At 64.7% G+C, this 23,596-nt stretch carries 15 protein-coding genes; 6 read left to right on the top strand and 9 right to left on the bottom strand.

Translation table 11 applies throughout. From position 1 onward, the window contains the following. The first annotated feature begins 58 nt into the window (after positions 1-58). Genes ACFFGN_RS06825 through ACFFGN_RS06815 form a run of 3 tightly spaced genes read left to right on the top strand, consistent with a single transcriptional unit; the run spans position 59 to position 10,024 of the window. Positions 59-2,749, top strand: a complete 2,691-nt coding sequence (locus ACFFGN_RS06825) for a DNRLRE domain-containing protein (RefSeq protein WP_380044468.1) — start codon at positions 59-61, stop codon at positions 2,747-2,749. Beyond that, on the top strand, positions 2,746-9,567 hold the full coding sequence (locus tag ACFFGN_RS06820) for a polymorphic toxin-type HINT domain-containing protein (protein ID WP_380044467.1): 6,822 nt from the start codon (positions 2,746-2,748) through the stop codon (positions 9,565-9,567). The genes ACFFGN_RS06825 and ACFFGN_RS06820 overlap by 4 nt, the downstream gene beginning before the upstream one ends. Beyond that, positions 9,536-10,024, top strand: a complete 489-nt coding sequence (locus tag ACFFGN_RS06815) for a hypothetical protein (protein ID WP_380044466.1) — start codon at positions 9,536-9,538, stop codon at positions 10,022-10,024. Before ACFFGN_RS06820 ends, ACFFGN_RS06815 begins: the two co-directional genes overlap by 32 nt. Before the next feature lie 306 nt (positions 10,025-10,330). Here the strand turns inward: ACFFGN_RS06815 and ACFFGN_RS06810 are convergent, their stop codons facing one another. From ACFFGN_RS06810 to ACFFGN_RS06780, 7 genes are all read right to left on the bottom strand, one after another. Further along, the gene (locus tag ACFFGN_RS06810; RefSeq protein ID WP_380044465.1) at positions 10,331-11,797 is read right to left on the bottom strand and encodes a S1 family peptidase; all 1,467 of its coding nucleotides are present in this window, start codon (positions 11,795-11,797) and stop codon (positions 10,331-10,333) included. An 84-nt stretch (positions 11,798-11,881) separates the two neighbouring features. Then, positions 11,882-12,856, bottom strand: a complete 975-nt coding sequence (locus ACFFGN_RS06805; RefSeq protein WP_380044464.1) for a LysR family transcriptional regulator — start codon at positions 12,854-12,856, stop codon at positions 11,882-11,884. 92 nt (positions 12,857-12,948) lie between these two features. Beyond that, positions 12,949-13,386 (bottom strand): hypothetical protein, encoded by a 438-nt coding sequence (locus tag ACFFGN_RS06800; protein WP_380044463.1) that lies wholly within the window; start codon positions 13,384-13,386, stop codon positions 12,949-12,951. Positions 13,387-13,537: 151 nt separating this feature from the next. Beyond that, positions 13,538-14,377, bottom strand: coding sequence for a carbohydrate ABC transporter permease (locus ACFFGN_RS06795; RefSeq protein WP_380044462.1), 840 nt, complete (start codon positions 14,375-14,377; stop codon positions 13,538-13,540). After that, entirely contained in the window at positions 14,374-15,432 is a 1,059-nt protein-coding gene (locus tag ACFFGN_RS06790; RefSeq protein WP_380044461.1) for a carbohydrate ABC transporter permease, read from the bottom strand. Before ACFFGN_RS06790 ends, ACFFGN_RS06795 begins: the two co-directional genes overlap by 4 nt. Positions 15,433-15,526: 94 nt before the next feature. After that, positions 15,527-16,795, bottom strand: a complete 1,269-nt coding sequence (locus ACFFGN_RS06785; protein WP_380044460.1) for an ABC transporter substrate-binding protein — start codon at positions 16,793-16,795, stop codon at positions 15,527-15,529. A gap of 494 nt (positions 16,796-17,289) precedes the next feature. Then, a complete protein-coding gene (locus tag ACFFGN_RS06780; protein WP_380044459.1) occupies positions 17,290-17,745 on the bottom strand; it encodes a cobalamin B12-binding domain-containing protein in 456 nt (151 codons plus the stop codon). 190 nt (positions 17,746-17,935) lie between these two features. Here ACFFGN_RS06780 and ACFFGN_RS06775 point away from each other — a divergent pair, with 190 nt between their 5' ends. The 3 genes from ACFFGN_RS06775 to ACFFGN_RS06765 all read left to right on the top strand — a co-directional run bounded on the left by ACFFGN_RS06775 (position 17,936) and on the right by ACFFGN_RS06765 (position 20,412). After that, on the top strand, positions 17,936-18,802 hold the full coding sequence (locus ACFFGN_RS06775) for a lipase family alpha/beta hydrolase (protein WP_380044458.1): 867 nt from the start codon (positions 17,936-17,938) through the stop codon (positions 18,800-18,802). 272 nt (positions 18,803-19,074) lie between these two features. Further along, positions 19,075-19,836, top strand: coding sequence for a M23 family metallopeptidase (locus ACFFGN_RS06770; protein WP_380044457.1), 762 nt, complete (start codon positions 19,075-19,077; stop codon positions 19,834-19,836). Positions 19,837-19,878: 42 nt separating this feature from the next. Then, positions 19,879-20,412: a DUF6886 family protein gene (locus ACFFGN_RS06765; RefSeq protein WP_380044456.1), complete on the top strand. Its 534-nt coding sequence runs from the start codon at positions 19,879-19,881 to the stop codon at positions 20,410-20,412. A 134-nt stretch (positions 20,413-20,546) separates the two neighbouring features. Here the strand turns inward: ACFFGN_RS06765 and ACFFGN_RS06760 are convergent, their stop codons facing one another. Beyond that, positions 20,547-21,098, bottom strand: a complete 552-nt coding sequence (locus ACFFGN_RS06760) for a hypothetical protein (RefSeq protein WP_380044455.1) — start codon at positions 21,096-21,098, stop codon at positions 20,547-20,549. A 105-nt stretch (positions 21,099-21,203) separates the two neighbouring features. After that, positions 21,204-23,546 (bottom strand): DNA helicase PcrA, encoded by a 2,343-nt coding sequence (pcrA, locus tag ACFFGN_RS06755; protein WP_380044454.1) that lies wholly within the window; start codon positions 23,544-23,546, stop codon positions 21,204-21,206. Positions 23,547-23,596 lie beyond the last annotated feature (50 nt).

Raw genomic sequence — 23,596 nt, 5'->3', positions numbered from 1 at the left:
GTGGGGTATGTACCGAAGCATGGCTACGTCCTGGTGTTCGAAAGGACGGCGGCGATGGGTGGCGGTTCTCGCGGCTCTGGCATTAGCAGGGGCATTAACCGGCTACGGCGCCTCGGAGCCGGTCCGAGCTGGGCCGGTGACCGAGGCTACGACGGCTGATCCGCCTCGAACGGCGGCTGAAATGGCCGCTGAGAGCGGTCAGCAAGTACTGATTCCTGAGAAGACGACGGAGTCATCGCAGACCTTTGCGAATGCGGATGGCAGCTTCACGCTGAACCAGTCCACAGTGCCCGTGCGCACTAAGAAGGACGGCGCCTGGGTCCATCTTGATGCGACTCTGGAACGCGGCGGGGATGGCATCATCCGGCCTCGTGCGACCTCCATCGACATGGCCTTCTCCGGTGGCGGGACCGGACCACTTGTCACGGTCGTTGACGATGGTGCGCAGCTGGCACTCTCTTGGCCGGGCACATTGCCGACCCCAACGGTGGAAGGCGATCGAATCACCTACCCGAACGTCTACCCGGACGTCGACCTGCTCGTCACGGCCTCGACCGTCTCGTTCACACAAGTGCTGGTCGTGAAGACGCCCACGGCAGCCAGACTGCCGCAGCTGCGGACTCTCGAACTGCCGATCTCCGCTCCCGGTCTGACACTTCGCCGTTCCGTTGGTGGCGGTATCGACGCGGTGGACAAGGTCGGTCATGCGGTGTTCACCTCCCCCAAGCCGACGATGTGGGACTCGCGCGGATCAGGCAAGGTGGAACCCCAGGAAGCCGACCGGACCGAGGCGCCGTTCGAAGGCGACAGCGTGGCCGCCATGCCCGTAGAGGTCACACAGGCAACAGTGACGCTGACGCCCTCCATTGCCCTGCGCGACGATCCTAAAACCCGCTATCCGCTCCATATCGACCCTCCGTTCTCGGGTTATCGGTCCGGTCAGGCGATGATCAACCAGCACTATCCCGATACCGTTACCTGGAACTGGACCGACACCGAAGGCGTCGGCTACCAGGAGTTCGAGCCGTGGAGCAGGAAGCGGCTGTTCTTCCAGTTCCACGTCGGGCACATCGCCGGTGCGGTTATCCATGGCGCGAAATTCTCTGCCTACGAGACCTGGGCCGGAAGCTGCACGCCGACCGAAGTGCAAGCCTGGAAGACGGCTCGGTTCGACGCGACGACGACCTGGAACAACGGTTCGGGCTCATCCATGTGGCTCGAACGACAGTCGTCGGTTACCGCCGCTCTTGGACGGAACGAGTGCACACCGAACGGCGGCTGGCTGACGTTCCCCGTAACAGATGCTGTCAGCGAGCGGGTCGGGCAGCAGAGCAACTACGTCTACCTCGGGTTGCGGGCGGGTGACGAATCCAATCAGTTCGCCTGGAAGCGCTTCAAGCCCGAGGCTCAGCTCTCCATCATTTACAACCACCCGCCGTCCATTACGAAGCGATCGATGGCTAAGCCTGCCGCAGGGTGTGAGACGACCTTGTCCGAATTTGCGGTCACAGGGGCAACTAATCCACTGCCGGCAATCGAGATGAGCGACCAGGACGCCGGGCAATCCCTGACAGCCGAGTTCGAACTCTGGCATGTCGAGACCAACAAGAGAGTTTGGCTGGCGAGCAGTGCCGCACAGCGGGTTACCGGCGACTTCGTTCCAGACAGAGCCTTTTCGAACATCACGCCAGGCCATGTCTATGGCTGGCGAGCCCGCGCCGATGATGGCATGAATGCCTCACCGTGGACATCCTTCTGCTATTTCCTTGTGGACACCACCAAACCTGGAATCCCCAACATCGAATTCGTCACCAAACCGCCGTACCGTTCCGGATCGCCGATCACCGTACGGTTCACAGCCAATTCGTTCGACGTAGTCGGTTACAAATACAGCATCAGCACTGATGAGGTCGGAAACGAGATCCTCCACGGAACATCTCCGACCATGACCTTCACCCCGCAGACATTCGGCTACGTCTCGATTCGGGCCAGAAGCGTGGATCGCGCCGGTCATACCAGTGCGGAGATGGCCCTCGAAACCATCCTGCTGGATGAGACCGGAGCCTCTGGAAGATGGATGATCGAGGAGGGGTCGGGAACGATTCTGGCTGATTCCAGCGGCAGGAACAGGCCGCTCAACACGACGGCCGGGGTTTCATGGGCGCACGGAAACAAGTGGTACGTAGAGAAGCCTGACTGGGCTGTGGTTCTCAATGGCTCTGCTGGAACCGCTCCGAGCACCGCATTGGACATAGTCGACACCAGCAAGAACTTCAGCGTCGCAACACATGTACGTGTCGGGTCAAAATCAGCTCGGCAGACCGCCGTGAGCGAAGATCGGCCCGGCCGGAGCTCGTTCACGCTTGGCGTATGGCAGCAACAGAACCTCGACTCCGACGACAGTCGGAAGGTCATCTGGGCCTTTACAGTCGTCAAGCCAGACGGCACCGAAGCGGTGGCAAAATCGCCCGCACTGCCGTACCGGCCTCAGGATTGGGTACATATCTCCGGGCGCTACTCGGAGAACACCCGCGCAATCTCGATCTGCGTCGATACGCACTGTTACCCCGAGATCAAGATCGGCACGACTCCATCTGACGGCAACCTTCCGTTCCGTATCGGCCGCGGAATCGAGGCCGGTGCGGCCAGTCACTACTGGCTCGGCCTGATCGACGACGTCCATCTCTTCCCCGGCTTCATCGCCCCGGCGACCGTCGGCATGCTCGCAAACGGAGGAAACCCGCTATGACCGCAGCATTCAGTCGCCAAGGCCGACCACGCAGGCGCTCCAAACTTGGCGTTTGCGCCATCGCGGGTGCGGTGACGCTCAGCCTCGTCGCCGGTGTCGCCTCGTACGTTCCGGAGGCCAATGCGGATCCCATCCGGAAGCCGCCACCTGCCGCACAGAAGTCGAAACCAGTCCCCGGTAAGGACCTCGCCGCAAAACCCGTGGCGGATCGGTCCGCCGCGACCTCGAAAAACCACGTCGTGGCACCGCCCGTGTGGCCTACGGCCTCAACGACGACAGTGAGTACGGCGGACCTTCTTCCCGGCAAAGAGAAGAAGCTGGGCACGTCGCCGATCACGCTCACGTCGGTTGCAGGACCGACGGTGGCGGCGGGCAAACAATCGCCGGTGTCATTTCAGCTTTCGGTACTCGACCGGGCGGAGACCAGCAAACTCGGCATCGCAGGACTGGTGACGCGAATCCGGCCGGCCGAGATCCAGTCCGTGCCAGGCCGCGTACGCATGAAGCTGGACTATTCCGGCTTCCGGAACGCTTACGGCGGCGACTGGGCCAGTCGCCTGCAGGTGACCGAACTCGCTTGCTCAACCGCAACAACTTGCAACACCATGAAGGTGCTACCGGGCGGTGTAAATGATGCCGTCAATGGCATCTATTCGGTCGACGTCTCCGTTCCTGCTGCACACTCGGCGGCAGGCCAGCAGGTCGCGGCGCCGCAGGCAACGTTCGCGCTGATGGCAGACGGGTCCGGCCCTAACGGCTCATACGAGGCAACTTCACTGTCGCCGTCCTCCACCTGGAACGTGGGTACGCAGACAGGTGACTTCAACTGGAGTTATCCACTCCGTGTGCCGCCGGGTACGGCAGGCCCACGTCCTGAGCTTTCGCTGAGCTACAACTCCGGACAGGTCGACGGCCAGACGGCTTCGACGAACAATCAGGTGTCCTGGGTGGGCCAAGGCTTCAGTCTGGAGACCGGCTATGTCGAGCGCAAGTACGTCTCCTGCGCCGATGACATGGAGGGCACGAACAACAACACGGTCAAAACGGCGGACCTGTGCTGGAAGTCCGACAACGCCACACTTTCGCTCGGATCTCACTCGAGCGAGCTGCTGTGGGACGCCACGAAGAAGACCTGGAAGCTCCGCAACGACGACGGTTCGAAGATCGAACGCATCGGCGCTCCGGAGGACCTCGGCGCCTACACCGGTGAGTACTGGGTGCTCACGACTGCCGATGGCACCAAGTACTACTTCGGTAGCAATAAGGTCGGTTTCGGCGAAGCGCGGACAAACTCCGTGTCGACGGTGCCGGTTTTCGGTAATCACCCGGGCGAGCCCTGCTACAAAACGACATTCGCCACCTCGTTCTGCACTCAGGCTTGGCGCTGGAGCCTCGACTATGTGATCAAGCCTAATGGCAAGCAGGTCGCCGGTCAGGACTTCGAAGACGGCGATGTAATGACTTATCGCTATGTTCAGGAGGACAATTACTACGGCCGCAACAACAACTCTGGGGTCTCCGAATACCAGCGTGGCAGCTACCTGACGACGATCGAGTACGGCGAACGCGCGGCCAACTCCGGTGCAGCAGCGCCCGCGGCCTGGGTGGTCTTCAACACAGCTGAGCGGTGCGTCGCCAGTGCAGCCATCTGCGGCGGTCCCCTCAACGCCTCTACCGCGAGCAACTGGCCAGACGTCCCGTTCGACCAGATCTGCACGTCATCAACCTCTTGCCCGAGCCGGACCTCGCCGTCGTTCTTCAGCCGGAAGCGCCTTTCGTCCGTGGTGACTCAGGTGTGGACCGGAACGGCGATGGACACCGTCGACCGCTGGGACCTGTCCCATTCCTTCCCGAGGGCCGGCGACGGAACTACCACTGCGGCAGCCCTCTGGCTGAACTCGATCACCCACCGCGGTGAAGTTGGTGGCACCACAGCGACCGACCCGCCCGTGAAGTTCGCCCGAATCCAGCTTCCCAACCGTGTCGACGGCTTCTCGGGCGGCGCCTTCCCGATGTACAAGGACCGCTTGGCCGGCGTCGACACCGAGTCAGGCCAGGCCATCACCGTCAACTACGCAGCAACCAGTTGCCCCGCTGCAGCCGACCGGAATCCAGCCAACAACGGCAGCCGATGCTTTCCGGTGTACTACACGATCGACGGCGGAGCGGCTCCAACCTTGCATTGGTTCCATAAGTACGTCGTCCAGTCGGTCGTCGAAGCCGACAACGCAACGGATGCCCCTGACCGAACGACGAGCTATTCGTACGAAGGTCCCGGTGCCTGGCACTTCGACGACAATGAGTTGACCCTGAAGAAGTACCGCACTTGGGGCAGTTGGCGTGGCTTCAGCTACGTGTACACCCGCGTGGGTGTCGCGGGCGCCCAGTCCCTGAGCAGACGTCTCTACTTCCGGGGTATGGACGGGGACTACCTGGACAAGGAAGGGACCACCCGTAAGTCGGTGACCGTTAAGGACTCGCGTGGAGAAGGCGAGATCGACGATACCGACCGTCTGAACGGGTTCGTCCGCGAAGAGATCACCTACAACGGCGTCGGCGGCGATGAAGTCAGCGGAACGATCAGCTCCCCCTGGTTGAAGGCAACAGGCACCGGCGACGGCAAAACCGCACTGTTGTTAGGAACCCAGGCAATCCGCACGAGAACTCGTCTTTCCAACGGCACCTATCGAACCGCTGGCACGAACACCACGCTCGACGATCTCGGCATGCCTACTTCGATCAATGATCTCGGCGATGTGGCCGCTGGAAATGACGACCGGTGCACGCGGCTGACCTACACCCGCAATGAATCGCGCTGGATCATGAACACCGTCAGCCGCAAAGAGCTGGTGTCATTGAGCTGCGCGAGCGAACCCACCCGACCGGCACAAGTCATCTCGGACGAGTTGAGCTATTACGACGGTCATACAGGGCTGACCACCGCACCGACAGTCGGCTTGGTGACGCGGGTCGATACAATGAGCGGCTGGGACAACGGCCCGGTCTACAAGCAGCGTTCGCGGACCACCTACGACGCCTTGGGCCGTGTGGCCAGTACCTACGACGGCCTCGATCGTCTGAGCGGACGAGTCGAATACACCCCGGTCGACCGCGGACCTGTGACAGAGAAACGGTCGTTCGATGCTGCTGGAAACAAGAGCACCACGATCATTAGCCCGGCCTGGGGCGCGTCGCTGGCCGAAATCGATCCCAACGGCAAGCGCACTGACCTTGCCTACGATCCGCTCGGGCGCCTGACCGGAGTCTGGATGCCCGACCGCTCGAAGGCCGGCGGCGCAACTGCTTCTGTCCAGTTCGCCTACAAATTGTCTCACCGCGAACCGACTGATCCAGCCGAGCCGAATGTCGTCACCACCCGCGAGCTGCTACCGAACGGCACTTACAAGACCAGCAAGACCCTGTTCGACGCCGCTTTGCGGCCTCGGCAGGTACAGACTCTGGCGGCCAACGGTGTAGGACGGATCGTCGCGGACACCACCTATGACGCCCGGGGAAACGTACTGACGACTGCCGGTCCGTACTGGGACAACACCAAAGCGCCGTCGGATCTGGTGTACTCGGTTCTGCCTGGGAACATCCCAGCCCTGACGACCAACGTCTACGACGGTGCCGATCGAGTGACCAACTCGATCTTCAGTGTCCATGGCAGCGAGCGCTGGCGGACCATCAAGGCGTACGGCGGCAACGCCGTATGGACCAGGCCACCGTCGGGTGCAACCACAACAGCGGAGATCTTTGATATCCGCGGAAACCTCACGCACCTGCGACAGCACCACGGAGCGTCGACGAGCACTACCTATGACACGACGACTTACAGCTACACGCCTCGGGATGAGCTCAACACTGTCCGCGATCAGGTCGGCAACACCTGGACCTACAAGTACGACATTCGCGGCCGCCTCATTACGTCGACAGACCCGGACAAGGGCGAGTCGAACTCGACGTACGACGATGCCGACCGGCTGACGTCGGTACGGGATGACCGGAACCAGTCCTTGCACTTCAGCTACGACAGCCTTGATCGCAAGACGGCCGTCAGGAGCGGTTCAAGCGCAGGCACGGTGCTGGCAACCTGGGCGTACGACTCATTGGGCAAGGGTCTGCTCACCTCATCGACCCGGATCGTCAACGGAAACAGCTACGTCTCGGCGGTCACCGGGTATGACGCCCTGAACCGACCGACGGGCACCCGCATCACGATTCCGGCCTCGGAAGGCAAATTGGCCGGCAGCTATTCGACCACCACGCAGTACAACCCGGATGGCAGCATCAAGGAGTCGAAGCTGCCGACCACCCCCGGTCTGCCGGACGAGACGCTGAAGCTCAGCTACAACGCTGCCGGAAATCTCCGGACTCTCGGCGGCTGGACCGGTTACGTCAATGACGTCGAGCGTTCGCCCTACGGCGAGGCGAACCAGCTCTTCCTCGGATCGGACCTGGGCAAGTCCGTCTTCCAGTACCGCAATTACGAAGAGGGAACCCGCCGGATTTCGTCGATGCGGGTGGCTCGTGAAGGGGTCGGTTCTACCGATGACACCTTCAACTACACCTACGACCAGGCCGGCAACGTTTTCGCGATCGCTCACGTGCAGCATGGCGTCGCGATCGACCGGCAGTGTTTTGACACTGACCACCTCCGGCGTACGACCGAGGCCTGGACACCGTCGGGAGGCACCTGTACGACAGCGCCGAGCGCTTCGGCGCTAGGCGGACCGCACCCGTATTGGCACTCGTACACGTACGACCAGACCGGTAACCGCACCAAGCTGGTCGACCACGCCCGTGTCGACACAAACCCCGAGACTGGCGACCGAACCGACACTTACACCTACCCGGCTGCCGGAGCGGCCAGACCTCACGCGCTAGCGCAGGTCAGTTCAGTTGGCCCGAAGGGCACGTCAGTCGAGAAGTACACCTACGACGCGGTCGGCAATGTGGCGACGCGTCTTCTGAACGGCAACACGGACACGTTCAATTGGGATTCCGAAGGACACCTGGCCTCGGTCACCCGGCCGGGCAGCGAGACCTCGTTTGTCTACAACGCCGAAGGCGAGCGTCTGATCAGGCGTGACCCGAAGGGCTCCACCCTCTACCTCCCGTCCGGCGAAGTGCGGTGGGACAAGGCGACCGACACAGCTTCGTCCACGCGTTATTACTCTTTCGACGGCCAGACCGTCGCCATGCGCACCGGTGTCTCGGCGATGGACGTCATCATCACCGACCACCACAACACGGCGGCGCTCAGCATCGACTCGAAGACGGGTGCCGTTTCCCGTCGCTGGAACGCACCCTTCGGTGGCGCCCGAGCCAAGTCCACCACTTGGGATCCAAAGACGAGAGGCTTCGTCAACGGTATCGACGACGAGTCGACCGGGCTGACCCATCTGGGCGCTCGCGAATATGACTCGCGCCTGGGCCGGTTTATCAGTGTCGACCCGCTTGTCGACACCAGCGATCCCCAAACACTGAACGCCTACGCCTACTCCAACAACGCGCCGGTCACCTTCACCGACCCAGACGGCCTGGCCTACAAGCACGGCGAAGGAGGCGGAGGCGGCCAAAGCTCACAGAACAACCCGACGCCGATCGTCGTGCCCCCACCTCCCCAGAAGTCGACACCGACCGGCAACACGAACACCAACACAACCAACCCTTCGGCGTCTGACGACATCAATCGGGCAATCACTCAGTACACGAAGGAAAAGCACGAGGCCAAGGAAAGGGTCAAGCGGGTCGTCAAGGACCTGGTGAAGATCGTCGCCGACGAACTCGGCATCACCGACGCACTCAACTGCTTCACCAATGGCGATGTCGGCGCCTGCGCCTCCACCGGTGTCACCATCCTCACCTCCTTCGCCGGCGGCATCGCCGGAAAGCTGCTCGCCAAGTACGGCGCCCCCTGGAAGTGGAAGAAGGCCACTGCCCTTATCGGCCGCATCAAGGGCCTCGCCGATGAAGCCATCAGCGGCCTGAAGGGCTGGCGAAAAGCCGAAAACGACCTCAGAAGAACCGCCTGCAACTCATTCGTGCCAGGCACCCTGGTCTTGCTCGCCAATGGAACCCAAAAACCAATCGAAGAGGTCCAGATAGGCGACAAGGTAGTCGCCACTGACCCGGCCACCGGCAAGAAGTCAACAGAAGAAGTGACAGCCACCATCGTTGGGGACGGCCTCAAGAAGCAGGTCGAACTGAGGATTCACCCCATCGCGAACGGCAAGGCCGGCTCAACCTCAACAATCGTCGCCACCAAGGGCCACCCGTTCTACCTTCCTGCCCTCAAACGCTGGGTTGACGCTGGCGACATCACCCCCGGCACCCGCGTCCAAGCACTCAACTCAACCCAAATCCTGGTTGTCGCAAGCGCTCGCCCTTTCGAATCACCGGCCAAGGTCCACAACCTCACGGTCCGCGACGTCCACACGTATTATGTCCTGGCGGGCCAGACGCCGGTTCTTGTTCACAACAGCAACTGCGATCTCCCTGAGGGATATACTTCGTCACCTGCATTGAAGGGTGACCCGTACCATCCAGATTCGGTCGCGGCGCGCAGTGCGAAGAATCACGAACTTTACGCCGCCACATTGAAGGATCGCGCGGCAGCCCTAGGTTATAGAACTAGAATTCCACCCCAAAAGGCCCCGTTCGACTCACACGGACAGGACGTGTTTAGTAACGGCAAGAGATATATCAGCCCCGACGCCGATGAACATAACGTGTCTGGAGGCTGGAAAATGTTCAACCGGCGAGGTGCAAGAATTGGAACCTATGATGCAGATCTCAACTACCGCAAGAACTAACGCCTTCTGTGTCGAGGTCGCCTCAAATCGCCCTCCAGCGTCCCTGCCTCACCATGAAACCGGGGCGACCGGCAGGATCGTTGTTGGCGACTTCAGCGAGTCGTTTTACATGGACCTCTCTTATTGGCGCACTGAGGAGTACGAACATAGTTGGCGGAATTCGATTCAGGTGATTTTTGAGGCGGAGGAGAGAGACTCCTGCCTGATCGCGTCGATCACCAATCCGGAGGCGAGCAACTTCATCTTCTGCTGGCCTCTCTACCGGCGAGGGGAAGATGTAATCGTGCAGAATTCGATCATCTTCCTGGATGAGTTGAAGACGGATTTCAACCCACTTGAACCGTGGTCTTCCGTTAGATCGCGACTGACCGTCGACGAAGACGGAAATTCGATCTCTGAATGGCGGACCAGCGTATCGGCAGTTCGTGACTTCTTGGACGGGCATCCAGGTCTGTAGTCGTCGGCCTCGCAAACCTGGAGCCCACCAGACGGCGTCTGGTGGGCCCCAGGTGGTCTTGGACTGCAGTGCTTGATGTATCTGCGGACAGGCCTGGGCTGCGCGGTGATGTAGTCCGGCCTCCTCCGGCCCACCCCGTTCGACGAACGCGGAGGCGGGCGGCGAACGCGAGACGGCTGCGGCGGGTGGGGGCTCGGGGGCGCCCTTTCCCGCCGCAGCCGGTTCTGCGTGGGAGCAGCACGCAGCTACGGGGTGGAAGTGCCTAGGCCGCTAAGAAGTGCCTAGGCGGCTACTGCCGTGGGGGGACTACGGGGTGGAGGTGCCTAGGCGGTAGGTGCCGGAGCCGCTGTAGGCGTGGATGCGCCAGCGGTAGCTTCCCGCCGTGCCGTTGTAGGTCACGGTTTCGTCGGGTCCTGGGCTGGTGCTAGACGCCACCGAGGCCCAGGCGGAGCCGTTCCACTTCTGAAGGTAGAGGTCGAAGTCCGCGCCTGTCGGCCCGTCGAGGCAGCCCCGGTGGGTTCCGGAGACGGTGGACGTGTAGTAGGAGCCGTTCGGCTGGTAGCTGTTGCCGCCACCGGCCAGTGAGCCCGAATAGTTGTTCGGCAGCCCGGTGCAACCGGTCGGCGGAGGTGTCGGGTCGCCGCCGCCCGAGGTGATCAGGGTGAGTCCGTAGGCCTGCAGGATCTCGTTCACCGGCTGGAAGTACGTCGTCCCGCCAGTGCGGCAGTTGCCCGAGCCGCCGGAGGTGACGCCCTGGGCCTGGTTACCGGAGATGGCCGAGCCGCCGGAGTCGCCCGGTTCGGCGCAGGCGCTGGTCCGGATCAGACCGGTGATCGTGCCTTCGGGATAGGTGACCGTCGCGTTGCGGGCCTGGATCGTGCCGCAGCGCCAGCCAGTGGTCGAACCCGAACGGCAGATCGACGAACCGACCGGGGCATCCTGCGAACCGCCGACAGCCACCCGGCCGCCGGAGTAGTTGTTGACCGCGCCGATCATCGTGTTGCCGGCGCCGACCGCGACCCAGGCGTAGTCGTTGCCCGGGAAGCTCGAACCGCGGAACTGCCCGCTGGGCTGGGTAGTGGTCGCGCCCTGCCGGCCACAGTGGCCCGCGGTCACGAATCCGCCGGAGACGGAGAAGCCGATCGAACAGCGGGTACCGCTGCCGATGTAGTACGCGTTGCCGCCGACCACGTCGATCATGGCGCGGGGCGATTCGTTGGAGCGAACCACGTGTACGACGCCCGCGGGCACACCGGCGCTGCGGACGAAGGCCTTACCAACGGCTTCCGTACGAGCCGAGACGACGATCCGGTTCGACGGCAGGTCGACGTACCAGCCGGGAATGCCCGCCGGGGCCTTCCGCCCATCGAGACGCGCGTCGAGACGGGCCTTCCAGGCGTTGAGCTGGGCCTCGCTACGAGCGACTCGGCGTGGTTCGGCACCAGCCTCGACGACCTTCGCCCGTTGCCCGTCGGCGGTGATACCCGCGACGAGCTTACCGGAGCGTGCGTCGTACCAGGTGCCGCCGAGAGCGCCGGGCACTGCCTTACGCACAGTCCGATCGGCAAGGGCGGCCTGGTCTTCCCGAACGAGCCGGTCCCGGGCCTGGTCGGGGCTCAGCTGGAGATCGCGTTGCAAAGCTGTGAGCATCTGGCCGTCCGGTCCCGTGACCGGGACGGACGACGCGGGTGGCGCGAAGGTGATCACCGCGGTGGCAGTGAGCAACGCCGCGCCGAACAACACCGGCAGGGGCCGGAGCATGGGTCGGAGCATGGGGTTTCTCCTTACAGCGTGGGCGGACCCGCCATTGCTGGCTGGTGCACGGAACCTAGCCACGCATGCCCCTACCCGGGCAGATCACGAACGGGTCATACCACCGGCGTACGAGCCCGGGTGGTCGGCCAGCCAGGCGGCGTACGGCGAACTGCGGGCGACCGCATCCAGGTACGACGCCATCGTGAATTCGTGCAGCGCCTCGACAAACGAGGTGTCGAGTCCGTCCGGATGCCAGCCGGCCACGGTCCGCCAGTGCAGCGGCACGCCCGCGATCGGTACGGCCACGATGCCGGGCCGCGGCCGGAACATCGCCTGGCAGAGCACCACCGCGTCCCCGGTCTCGACCAGGTCCAGACACGTCACGACGTCGGTTTCGTGCAGGGTGCGCGGGGAGAACCCGGCCCGCGCGCAGGCCGCCGCGAAGCAGTCGCTGAAGCAGCCGTCCCCGGGATTCGCGGCCCACCGGGCGTCGGCCAGCTCCGCCAGCTCGACCTCGGCGGCACCGGCCCGCGGATGGTCGGCGTTGAGCAGCACAAAAACCGGATCGTCGGCCACCTCGTGCCAGCACAGCCCGGGCGTCACCGGCGGCCGGGCGTCACCGCAGACGCCCACGAGGATGTAGTCGAGGTTGCCCTCGGCAACCATCTCGGCCAGCTCGTCGGCCGACCAGGAGACGTGGGTGGTGACCTCGAGATCGGGGCAGCGCTCGGCCAGCTGGTGCATCAACCCGCCCAGTAGCGCCCCCGCGGCCGAGCCGAGCCGCAGCCGGACCGGTACGTCGCCGGGGTCGTTCGCCAGCCGGGCCGCCTCCGCCCGCAGACCGGAGACGGCCGGCAGTAGAACCCGGGCGCGGGCGACCACCAGCTCGCCGAGTGGAGTTGCCCGCACGCCACGGCGGTCCCGTTCGAACAACGGGCCGCCCAGGGTCTTCTCGATCCTCCGGAGCTGGGCCGTCAGCGCGGGCTGTGCCAGCCCGAGTACCGCCGACGCCTTGGTGATACTGCCCGCCTCGGCGATGGCGACAACGATCCGTAGATGCCGCAGCTCCAGCTCCATGCGCCGAAGTTAGTGGCCCGTTCCCGCTGTGGCCAGAGCCCAGCGACCGTCAGTCACAACCCAACTGCCCGCCGCAACAGATCGGCGAAGTGTCAGCAGCCAGCGGTGACAGCCGAGCTGATGTCCTGATCGGTCTGGGTCGCACCCGAGGGGTTGATCCAGGTGACCTTGCTCAAGATCCGGTACGTCCCGCACGCCACCGCACTGGTGCCGTTGTCGATGCGAGTACCGGTGAGCGTTTCGTAGGTCGCCCGGCGGAGGCCGATCGAGCTCCACCCGGTCGGATCGGTACTGCTCCGGCGCTGCATGACGTTGTCATGCACGACCTTGCGGGCGCCCGTGCAGTCGATCATCGTGGTCCATCGCAGCGCGGCCGTGGTCGCGGCGGCAGTGGCCGTCGTGGTGCAGGTCCCAGGTGGCGCGGCCAGCGGCGAGACTTCGACGTCACCGCCACCGGCGAAGGCGGCGGACGGTACGGCGGCCAGCAGGCCGGCTCCAGCAAGGCAGGCGAGTCCGGAGATGATGCGCATGCGCACTCCTCGTTTGCTAGGCGGTGTCGCGGCCACCCTCGCGGTTGGCGCCGTACCGGACAAGGCGTTTGCAGCTACCTGCAGTTGCCCCTAGCAACAAACAGGCGCGCCCCTGCAGGAAGCTGCAGGGGCGCGCCGGATCGAACGAGTACTACTTGACGCCACCAGCGGTCAGACCGGCGACGATGCGGCGCTGGAAGATCAGCACCGCGATCAGCAGCGGAACGGTGACGATGACGCCCGCCGCCATGATGCTGCCGAAGGGCTGATCCCGGCCCGTGGTTCCGGTGAACTGCTGAATCGCCACGTTCGCCGTCTGGAGCTCCTTCTTGTTGATCATGCTCACCGCGATCAGGAACTCGTTCCAGGCCGCGATGAAGGTGATGATCGCCGTGGTGAAAACACCCGGTGCGGCCAGCGGCAGGATGACCTTGCGAAAGGCCTGCGCCGGCGTGCAACCGTCGACCATCGCCGCCTGCTCGAGTTCCCTGGGCATCTGACGGAAGAACGTTGTCAGGGTCCAGATCGCCAGTGGCAGGGCGAACGACAGGCTGGGCACGATCATCGCCTGATAGGTATTGATCCAGCGGATGTCGACGAACAACTTCAGCAGCGGGATCACCAGCGAGATACCGGGGAACATCGAGGTGGTGATGATGATGCCCAGCATCACGTTCTTGAACCGGAACTCCAGCCGCGCCAGGGTGTACGCCGCCACCAGGCCGACCATCAGCGTGAGGATGGTGGTCACACCGGCGACGATCAGGCTGTTCAGCAACGCCCGGCCGAAGCCGTTGTTCGGGTCGAACACGTCCTTGATGTTCTCGACCGAGAACGGCGCCGGAATGATCGAGTTGTCGAACTGGTCGTTCGGGCGGCGGAACGCCGATACGACCATCCAGTAGAACGGCGCCAGGCAGTACAACACGATCAACCCGACACCGATCAGCGGCAAGTACCGGCGCCAGGCGCTCGTCTCAGTGGACCTCATGAGGTCTTACCTCCTACTGCTCCGACGAGACCTTCGACCGCGTCGTTCGGCTTACCGGCCGCACTCGCTTTACGGCGGCCTCGTCTGCCGTTGGCCGGCTTGTTGGGCTTGTTCGCCTTGTCACCGATCACGTCGGCGCCGAGCAGCTTGACGAACATGAAGGCGACCACGGCGACGTACAGGAACAGGATCGTCGCGTAGGCGGCAGCAGGCCCGTATCTGGTCTCCCGGGCTTCCAGGTAGGCCAGGATCGACAGCGTCTCGACCGATTCCTTGTTCGGGCCGACCAGTACGAACGGCAGGTCGAAGATCCGCAGCGTGTCGAGCATGCGGAACAGTACGGCGACCAGCAGCGCGGGCTTGACCAACGGCAGGGTGATCCGGACGAACTGCTGCCACGGGCTCGCCCCGTCGACCTTGGCCGCCTCGTACACCTCATCCGGAATGGTCTGCAGACCGGCCAGCACCAGCAGGCCGATGAACGGAGCCGTCTTCCAGGTATCGGCGACGATGACCGACAGCACCGACTGCCAGCCTTCGGTCGACCACAGGATTTCGGTGCCGAGCAGGGCATTCGCGGCTCCATCTGACTGGAAGATCCACTTCCACAGCAGGGCTGACACCACGGTCGGGATCGCCCACGGCACCAGAATGCTGGCCCGCACGATGCCGCGGCCCTTGAACGCCTTGTGCATCACCAGGGCCATCGCGACACCCAGGATGGTCTCCAGCGTCACACAGGTGACGGTGAAGAAGGTGGTGTTGTAGAACGCGTTCCAGAACCGCTCGCCGGTCTCACCGGAGAAGATCGCGGCGTAGTTGTCGAGACCGACGAACTGCGATCCCTCGATGATGAAGCCGTCTTCGTCCAGCCGCTGGCCACTGGTGTAAAGCGACTCCCGCAGCGCCGACAGGATCGGGTAAACGACCACGAGCGCGAGCACGATCAGGGTCGGCGACAACAGCAGTGCCGCCAGCTTGCCTGTTCCCTCGTCGTGGCGGCGGACTTTCTCGGGTTTCCCCGGCCGGGAAACGGCCGGGCTGGATTCACTCATCTCTGCCTCCAACGTGGCGCCGGCCCGGCCGGCGCGGGGACAGGACGGGTCGGCGTACCGCGAGTTTCACGGCACACCGACCCGGCCATATCGATCACTGAGTGATGAGCGAACTCAACTTGGTCTGCAGGTCCGTCAGCGCCTTTTTCGGCTCGGACTTCATGGTCAGCGCGTTGTACGCCGCCTCCTGAATCGCGGTGCTGACATCGCCGTACTTGACCACCTTCGGCCGCGACTTCGCCGAGTCGATCGACGCCTTCAGCGGAGCGAGGTACGGGAACTGCTTCTGCAGGTCGGCGTCCTCGTACAGCGCGGCCCAGGTCGGCGCCTGCGAGGTCTTCTCGACGTTGGCCTTCTGACGCTCTTCGCTGGACATGAACTTGATGAAGTCCGCGGCGGTCGCCTTGTTCTTGGTGAAGGCGCTGATGGCGTAGTTGTGGCCACCCAGCGTCGAGACACCGGGGCCGTCCTTGCCCGGCAGCGGCGCTACCGCGAACTTGCCGGCGATCTTCGACGAACCGTCGGTCTTACCCGCGAGGGCGTAGACATACGGCCAGTTGCGGTGGAAGAGCAGCTTGCCCTCCTGGAAGGCGCGACGGCCTTCCTCTTCCTTGTAGGTGATCGCGGCGCTGGGGATGGCCTTCGACTTGAAGCCGTTCACCAGCTGCGTCAGACCCGCGAGGGCCTCCGGGGTGTCGACATTCGGCTTACCGTCCTCACCGACGACCACACCGCCCGCGGAGTTCACGGCCTCGGAGAAGTTCACCGTCAGGCCTTCGTACTTCTCGAACTGGCCGGCGTAGCAACTCATGCCCTTGGCCTCCGGCAACGCCTGGACCTTCAGGCACGCCGCGGTCATCTCGTCCCACGTCTTCGGCGGCTGCGCGCCAGCCTTGTCGAGCAGATCCTTGCGGTAGTAGAGCAAACCACCATCGGACGTCACCGGTACGGCGTACAGCTTGTCGCGGTACTTGCCGGTGTCGACCGTTGCCGGGATCAACTTGTCCAGATCCGGGAACTGGTCCGGCGGCAGCTCGACGACCCAGCGGTTCGCGGCGAACTCTGCCGTCCACACGACGTCCAGGTTGAGCACGCTGTAGGCGTCGGACTTGCTCTGCGCGTTCTGAATCATCTGCGCGCGCTGCTGGTCCGCCGACTCCGGCAGTTCCTTGACCTCGACCTTTTCGTCCGGGTGTTCCGCGTTCCACGCGTCCACCTGGTTCTTCAGGTTCCCGGAGGTGTCCTTGCCGGTGGCAAAGGTGATCGGGCCGCGTCCTTCGAGGGCGGTGCTGTCGCTGCCCGACCCGCCACCCCCGTCGTCGCTGCCACAGGCTGACGCGAGCAGAACCATGCTGACGCTCATCGCGACAACGGCTGCTCTGCGGGACTGTGATCGTTCAAACCTCATCGTGCACCTGCCCTCTTCAGATAAGACAACTCTGTCTTTTGCGCGCGCTCACGCACGGTCCCCGGCCGCGAGTGGCTCTGTCCGGACAGTAACCGAGATCCGGGGCAACGTGTCCTGAGCCACACGCGTACCCGGAAATCGCGATCGCGAACGGACGCGCATGGCTGTATGCGACCGCGATTCGGCACGGCGCACAACCAGTCAGGGGCTAACGATTCGGTATTACCCGTGGGTAACTGTCACTTTCAGGACAGCGGTCCAGCTCGATCGGCTGGAAGCGGTAACGTCGGCGGGTTGAGCCGGTCGCGTCGGTGGGTTGAGCCGGTGGCGTCGGCGGGTTGCGGCGGCGTTCGCCGTCCACTTCACCGACGCCAGATCGGCCGATCCGGCCGCCTACTACCGGCGCGTTTCGCGCCGCTTACTTCACCGGCGCGCGCGTTTCGCGCTGTCTACTGCACCGGCGCGGCGTCGGCGGTGTCGCCGGACGTGTGGTCGGCCGCGGAGGCGTCGCCGACGTTCTCGCGGACCCACTCGACGATCTCGGTCGTGGTCGCGCCAGGGGTGAAGATCTTGTGCACGCCCAGCTCGGCCAGCGGCTCCAGATCTGCCTCGGGAATGATGCCGCCGCCGAATACGACGATGTCGTCGGCCTCGCGGGCGATCAGCAACTCTCGGACCTTCTTGAACAGGGTCATGTGGGCGCCCGAGAGCACCGACAGGCCGATCGCGTCCGCGTCCTCGGCGATGGCCGTCTCCACGATCTGCTCCGGAGTCTGGTGCAGGCCGGTGTAGACGACCTCCATCCCGGCGTCGCGCAGCGCTCGCGCGACTACCTTGGCACCCCGGTCATGGCCGTCGAGTCCAGGCTTGGCGACGACCACCCGCAACGGGCTCGTGGCTGGCATGTGAGGCCTCCGCATAGTCCAGCGCCATGGGCGCATCGTTGCGCCCCGGCTCCTGGCCGCAGGCTATCCGAGCAGCCGGTTGCAGATAAGACACTCAGGCGTGTGTTCGCCCACACGTGGACCAGAAATCGGTTACCGTCGAAAGAGATCGGACCAGTACGCGGGGGGTTCGATGAGTGAGGAGCCGCCCATGGCCCCAGAGGCAGACGAGGTGATCCGGAGCGGTCTCCGGGAAGCCCTCGAAGGTTTGAAGTACGGCGCCCGCTCCGCCCTGTCGCCGCGCGTACTGCAAGGTGCCGCGATCGAGCTTGGCTGGTTCACCACCCACTTGGCCATGTATCCGCTCGGCCTGGTCGGCGTCGCGGAGCATCGCGCGGACCGGTTGAACCTGGCCGGCCTGACCCCGGCCCAGCGCGGCCTGCTGATCAACGACGTCGAGGCGGCCGCCACGCCGATCCTGCTGGCCCACGGCATCGTCGACAACCACACCGTGTTCGCCCTGATGCGGCGCAACTTGCAGCGTCGGGGGTTCAGCCGCCTGCGCACGTTCTCGTACTCCCCGCTCACCCTCGACGTACGCGCCACCGCCGAACGGATGGGCGCCGAGATCGAGGCGCTGTGCGACGAAGCCGGGTACGAGCGCATCCACGTCATCGGGCACAGCCTCGGCGGACTGATCGCCCGGTACTACGTCCAGCGGCTGGGCGGGGACGAACGGGTGCACACCTGCGTCACGCTCGGCACGCCACACCAGGGAACCCAGGCGGCCCGGCTGCTGCCGTGGCCTTTGGTGAAGCAACTACGCCCCGACAGTGAGCTGATGGCGGAGCTCGACGAGCCCGCGCCAGGCTGCAAAACCCGCTTCCTCGCGTTCTACAGCGATGTAGACCAGCTGATAGTTCCGCAACGCCGGGCGAGAATCAACCATCCCGACCTCGCCGCGCGTAATGTGCGCATCAACGGAGTGGGGCACCTCTCACTCCCGTTCGACGGTCAGGTGGTGCACCAGATCTCGGGTGCGCTGTCCCATCTGGACGAGGCCGGCGCGGTGGCCTGAACAGAAGCGAACCGCAAAGGAAACGAAAATATTCCTGGACGGGGTTTGTAGCCTCGTGACCCATCCGTTATGGTGCTTGAGCCCCCGGGAATCCGGGAGCGGACAGTGCCCCTCCCCTGTGACCGAAAGGCCACGTTGTGTCCCAGCACCGTGCCGCGAGCAATCGCGTCACGCCAGGCAACGCTGCGCGTAAACCCAACGCGTCAGCGCGTCACAGTGCAAAGCATCGTGTAGCCCGGCGTACCACCCCCGCTAGTTCCCAGATCGTCGGTTTGACCGCAGCGCTCGCCGCCGCGGCCGGAGCGGTCGGCTTCAGCCACAGCTCCCTCGCCTCACCCACGCAGGCCAACTCCGCGGTGAACATCGCCGCGCTGAACGCCACCATGGGCAAGGCCGAGCTCTCCGCCGTCACAACTGCCCGGATCGAGCGCCGTCAGCTCGCGACCCGGGACTCCTCCCGCGTCCAGCTCACCCAGACCACTCAGGTCAAGAAGCAGGCCGCCGCCGACCGGACCGCCAAGGCCCGCGCCGCCAAGCTCAACGCCTACCGCAAGGTCACGCAGACCCGCGCCGCCGCCCTCGCCCGGGCCAAGGCCGCCGCCGAGAAGGCCGAACTGCTCAAGCTGCAGTCCGCCACTCGCGCCGAGATGATGCTGACCGGTTACCGGATCACGGCGACGTTCGGCCAAGGTGGCAAGCGGTGGTCCCGAAACCACACCGGCTGCGACTTCGCCGCCGACCAGGGCACGCGGATCGGCGCCGTCATGAAGGGCGAGGTCATCCAGGCCGAGTACGCCGGCGCCTACGGCAACCAGGTGAAGGTCCGGCACAAGGACGGCACCGTCACCTCGTACAGCCACATGAGCAGCTTCTCGGTTTCGGTCGGTGACCTGGTCTACGCCGGCGACAAGCTCGGCGAGGTCGGTTCCACCGGTAACAGCACCGGCCCGCACCTGCACTTCGAGGTGATGCCGGACGGCGAGAGCCCGATCAACCCGCTGCCCTGGCTGCGCAAGCACGGCCTGAACCCGTAATTCTCCCGGACACCCGCTGGCGGTCAACCTAGACTGCCGCGCATGCGTCCTGCTCCCGGAGAAGTGCTGCACTTCTCCGAAGACCCGGGCATCACCCGGTTCAGCCCGCGCGTCGTCGCCGTACGCGCGACGCCGCTGGCAACTCCTTACGTGTGGGCCGTCGATGCCGACCGTGCCCCCGACTACTGGTTTCCGCGGCAATGCCCGCGCGCGCTGGCCTGGGTAGGCCCCGCCAGTACTGAGAACGACCGCCTGCGCCTGATCGGCCCCGGGGAGACCCGCGTGCACGCGATCGAGTACGGCTGGCTCGAGGCGATGCGAACCGTCGAGCTGTACGCCTACCGCCTGCCGGCCGAAACCTTCACGCCGTACGACGCCGCCGTGGTCTCCACTGCCGAGGAGATCCTGCCTCTCGGGCCGCCCGAGCGCGTTCCCGATCTCTTCACCCTCCATGCCCAGGCGGGTATCCAACTCCGGGTGCTACCAAACTTGCACCCGTTCTGGTCCGCCGTCACCGCCAGCACCCTCCCCCACAGCGCCATCCGCCTCCGCAACGCCCTACCTCCCCCGCCCTAACAACCTCCGCCCCACGCACACTCCGACCGCGAGTGGTCACGCGAGTGGTCGCGCGTGGTTGCGCGAGTGGTCGCGCGTGTAACCGCGAGTGGTCGCGTTATGACGCGTCCACTCGCGAGTAGGGCGGACGGGGGTTAGCGGCGCCAGACTTCGGCGGTGGTCAGGAAGGCTGAGGAGGAGGGGCGCTCGGGGGTGCCGTCCACCTGGACGAAGCCTGGAATGGTTTCGCCGCCGATGGTCAGGCGGGCCGCGCGCACCGGGGCGATGACCAGGCTGAGGCTGTGGTCGATGCCGTCGAGGCGGAAGTTGTCGGTGGCGAAGGTACGACGGTCGAGCACGCCGGACATCTCGATCTGGATATCCGCGGCTTTTGCGCTCAACCCGTCGGCCAGGTTCATCGAGACCTGGACCAGGTCGCGCTCGATCACCGGCTCGGGCCAATCCAGCCCCTGGACTTCGAGGAACGACCGGACGAAGTAGCCCTCCAGCCACGCGGCCAGGTCGACGTCTTCGGCGATCACCCGGACCTGGCCGTCGTACCAGAGCACGATCGCCGTACCAGCGCCGCGGATGGACCAGTCGACCGTCCAGATCGAGGCGAACGCGACCACCTGGCCATCGGCATCGAACAGCCTGAGCCCCGGATTCGCCCCCGCCAGGATGATCCGCCGTTGCTGTTGTGTCATCGGCACACCTTCGTACGGGAGGTTCGAAGCCCTGATTGTCTCAATATCCAGACATTGTGCAACGTTTTGGCTGGATTTCTTTGCCTAGGCCTTGCGCGACGGCGGTCAGATCTTCTCTACCGGCGCGTAACGCAGCAGGAGCCGCTTCACCCCTTCGGAGCCGAAGTCGATATCGGCCTGCGCCTGCTGGCCCTCGCCACGAACGACCACCACGCTGCCCATACCGAAGCTGTCGTGCACGACGCGATCGCCCGGTTTGAGGCTGATGACGGGCTTGTCGCCCGCTCCCCCGGTACGACGCGGGGCCTCGAACCGGCTGGTGAAACCGCCACCACCGGAACCACCGGACGACGTACCCGTCCCGGACCAGCGGGTGATCGCGGACTCGTCGCGGCGCCAGTCGAGCAGCTCGGCCGGGATCTCGTCCAGGAAACGCGATGGCGGATTGTGCTGGGGTGCGCCGTACGCGCTGCGGACCGCCGCTCGTGACAGGTGCAACCGCTGGCGCGCCCGGGTGATACCGACGTAGGCGAGCCGACGCTCCTCCTCGAGCTCCTTCATGTCGTTGAGCGAACGTGAGTGCGGGAAGACGCCGTCCTCCATCCCGGTCAGGAAGACGACCGGGAATTCGAGGCCCTTCGCCGTATGCAGGGTCATCAGCGTGACCACGCCACCGTCGTCGCCCTTGTCCGGGATCGAGTCGGCGTCCGCGACCAGGGCCACCCGCTCGAGGAAGGCCTGCAGGTCGGCTGGTTCGCCTGCGGCGCCGGCCTCCTCGACGAATTCCCGGGCCACCGCGACGAACTCGGCCAGGTTCTCCAGGCGGGTCTCGTCCTGCGGGTCCGTCGATTTCTCCAGCTCGTCGTGATAGCCCGAGCGGTGCAACGCGACGTCCAGGATGTCGTCCGGCGGAGCGCCCGAGTCGACCATGGCCTGCAGCTCGTCGAGAATGTCCAGGAACGAGGTGATCGAGTTCAGCGAGCGACTCGCGATGCCCGGAGCGTCCTCGGCCTTGCGCAACGCCTGGGAGAACGAGATCCGCTCGCGCTGCGCGAGGGCCTCGATCGACGCCTCGGCCCGATCGCCGATACCGCGCTTGGGTACGTTCAGAATGCGCCGGAGCGAGACCGTGTCCTCGGGATTGACCAGCACGCGCAGGTAGGCCAGCGCGTCGCGGACCTCCTTGCGCTCGTAGAAGCGCACGCCACCGACAACCTTGTACGGCAGGCCGGTCCGGATGAAGACCTCTTCGAACACCCGGGACTGCGCGTTCGTCCGGTAGAAGACGGCCACGTCCATCGGTTTGGCGTCACCCGCGTCGGTGAGCCGGTCGATCTCGTCCGCGACGAACTGTGCCTCGTCGTGCTCGTTGTCCGCGACATACACCGCGATCTGCTCGCCGGGGCCGGAATCGGACCACAGGTTCTTCGCCTTGCGGCCCTCGTTGCGGCTGATGACGGCGTTCGCCGCGGTGAGAATGTTCTGCGTGGAGCGGTAGTTCTGCTCGAGCAGGATCGTCTCGGCGTTGGTGAAGTCCTCTTCGAACGCGAGGATGTTGCGGATCGTCGCGCCCCGGAAGGCGTAGATCGACTGGTCCGCGTCGCCCACCACCATCAGCTCGGCCGGCGGCGCCATCGGGCCATCATTCGGGCCTGGTTCGAAGTCGGCGCAGAGCTCGCGGATCAACGTGTACTGCGCGTGGTTGGTGTCTTGGTACTCGTCGACGAGCACGTGGCGGAACCTGCGCCGGTAGTACTCCCGGACCTCGGGAAAGGCCTGCAGCAGATTGACCGTGGTCATCAGCAGGTCGTCGAAGTCCAGCGCGTTCGCCTGGGCCAGGCGCTCCTGATACGTCTTGTAGCACTCGGCATACGTCTCTTCGAGGTGGTTCGACGCCTTCGAGGCGGCCGCCTCGTAGTCGATCAGCTCGTTCTTCTGGGTGGAGATCCAGTTCAGTACGGCGCGTGGCGCATAGCGTTTGACGTCCAGATCCAGATCGCGGCAGACCAGCGTCATCAGCCGCTTGGAGTCGGTGTCGTCGTAGATGGAGAACGTCGAGCTGATCCCGAACCGCTTGATGTCGCGGCGCAGGATCCGCACGCACGAGGAGTGGAAAGTCGAGACCCACATCAGCTTCGCGCGGTTGCCGACCAGCTCGGTGACCCGTTCACGCATCTCGGCCGCGGCCTTGTTGGTGAACGTGATCGCCAGGATCGATCCCGGATGGGCCTCCCGCGCGGCCAGCAGATAGGCGATCCGCCGGGTCAGCACGCGGGTCTTGCCCGAGCCGGCACCGGCCACCACCAGCAGCGGCTTGCCCGCGTGCACGACGGCGGCCCGCTGCTGCGGGTTCAGCCCGTCGAGCAGCTCTTCGGGGCCCACCTTGCGCAGCGCCGGCGGCGTCTCGAGCGGGATCGGGAGTTCGTCTGGAGAGAAGAGCGTGGTCATCACTCAATAGCCTAGGTGCTCCCACCGACAGAACCGTTATCGTCCACAAT

Origin of the sequence: Kribbella deserti, assembly GCF_042434725.1 — a bacterium.
GTDB lineage: Bacteria > Actinomycetota > Actinomycetes > Propionibacteriales > Kribbellaceae > Kribbella > Kribbella deserti.
This window is presented reverse-complemented; position numbering and strand designations above follow the sequence as displayed.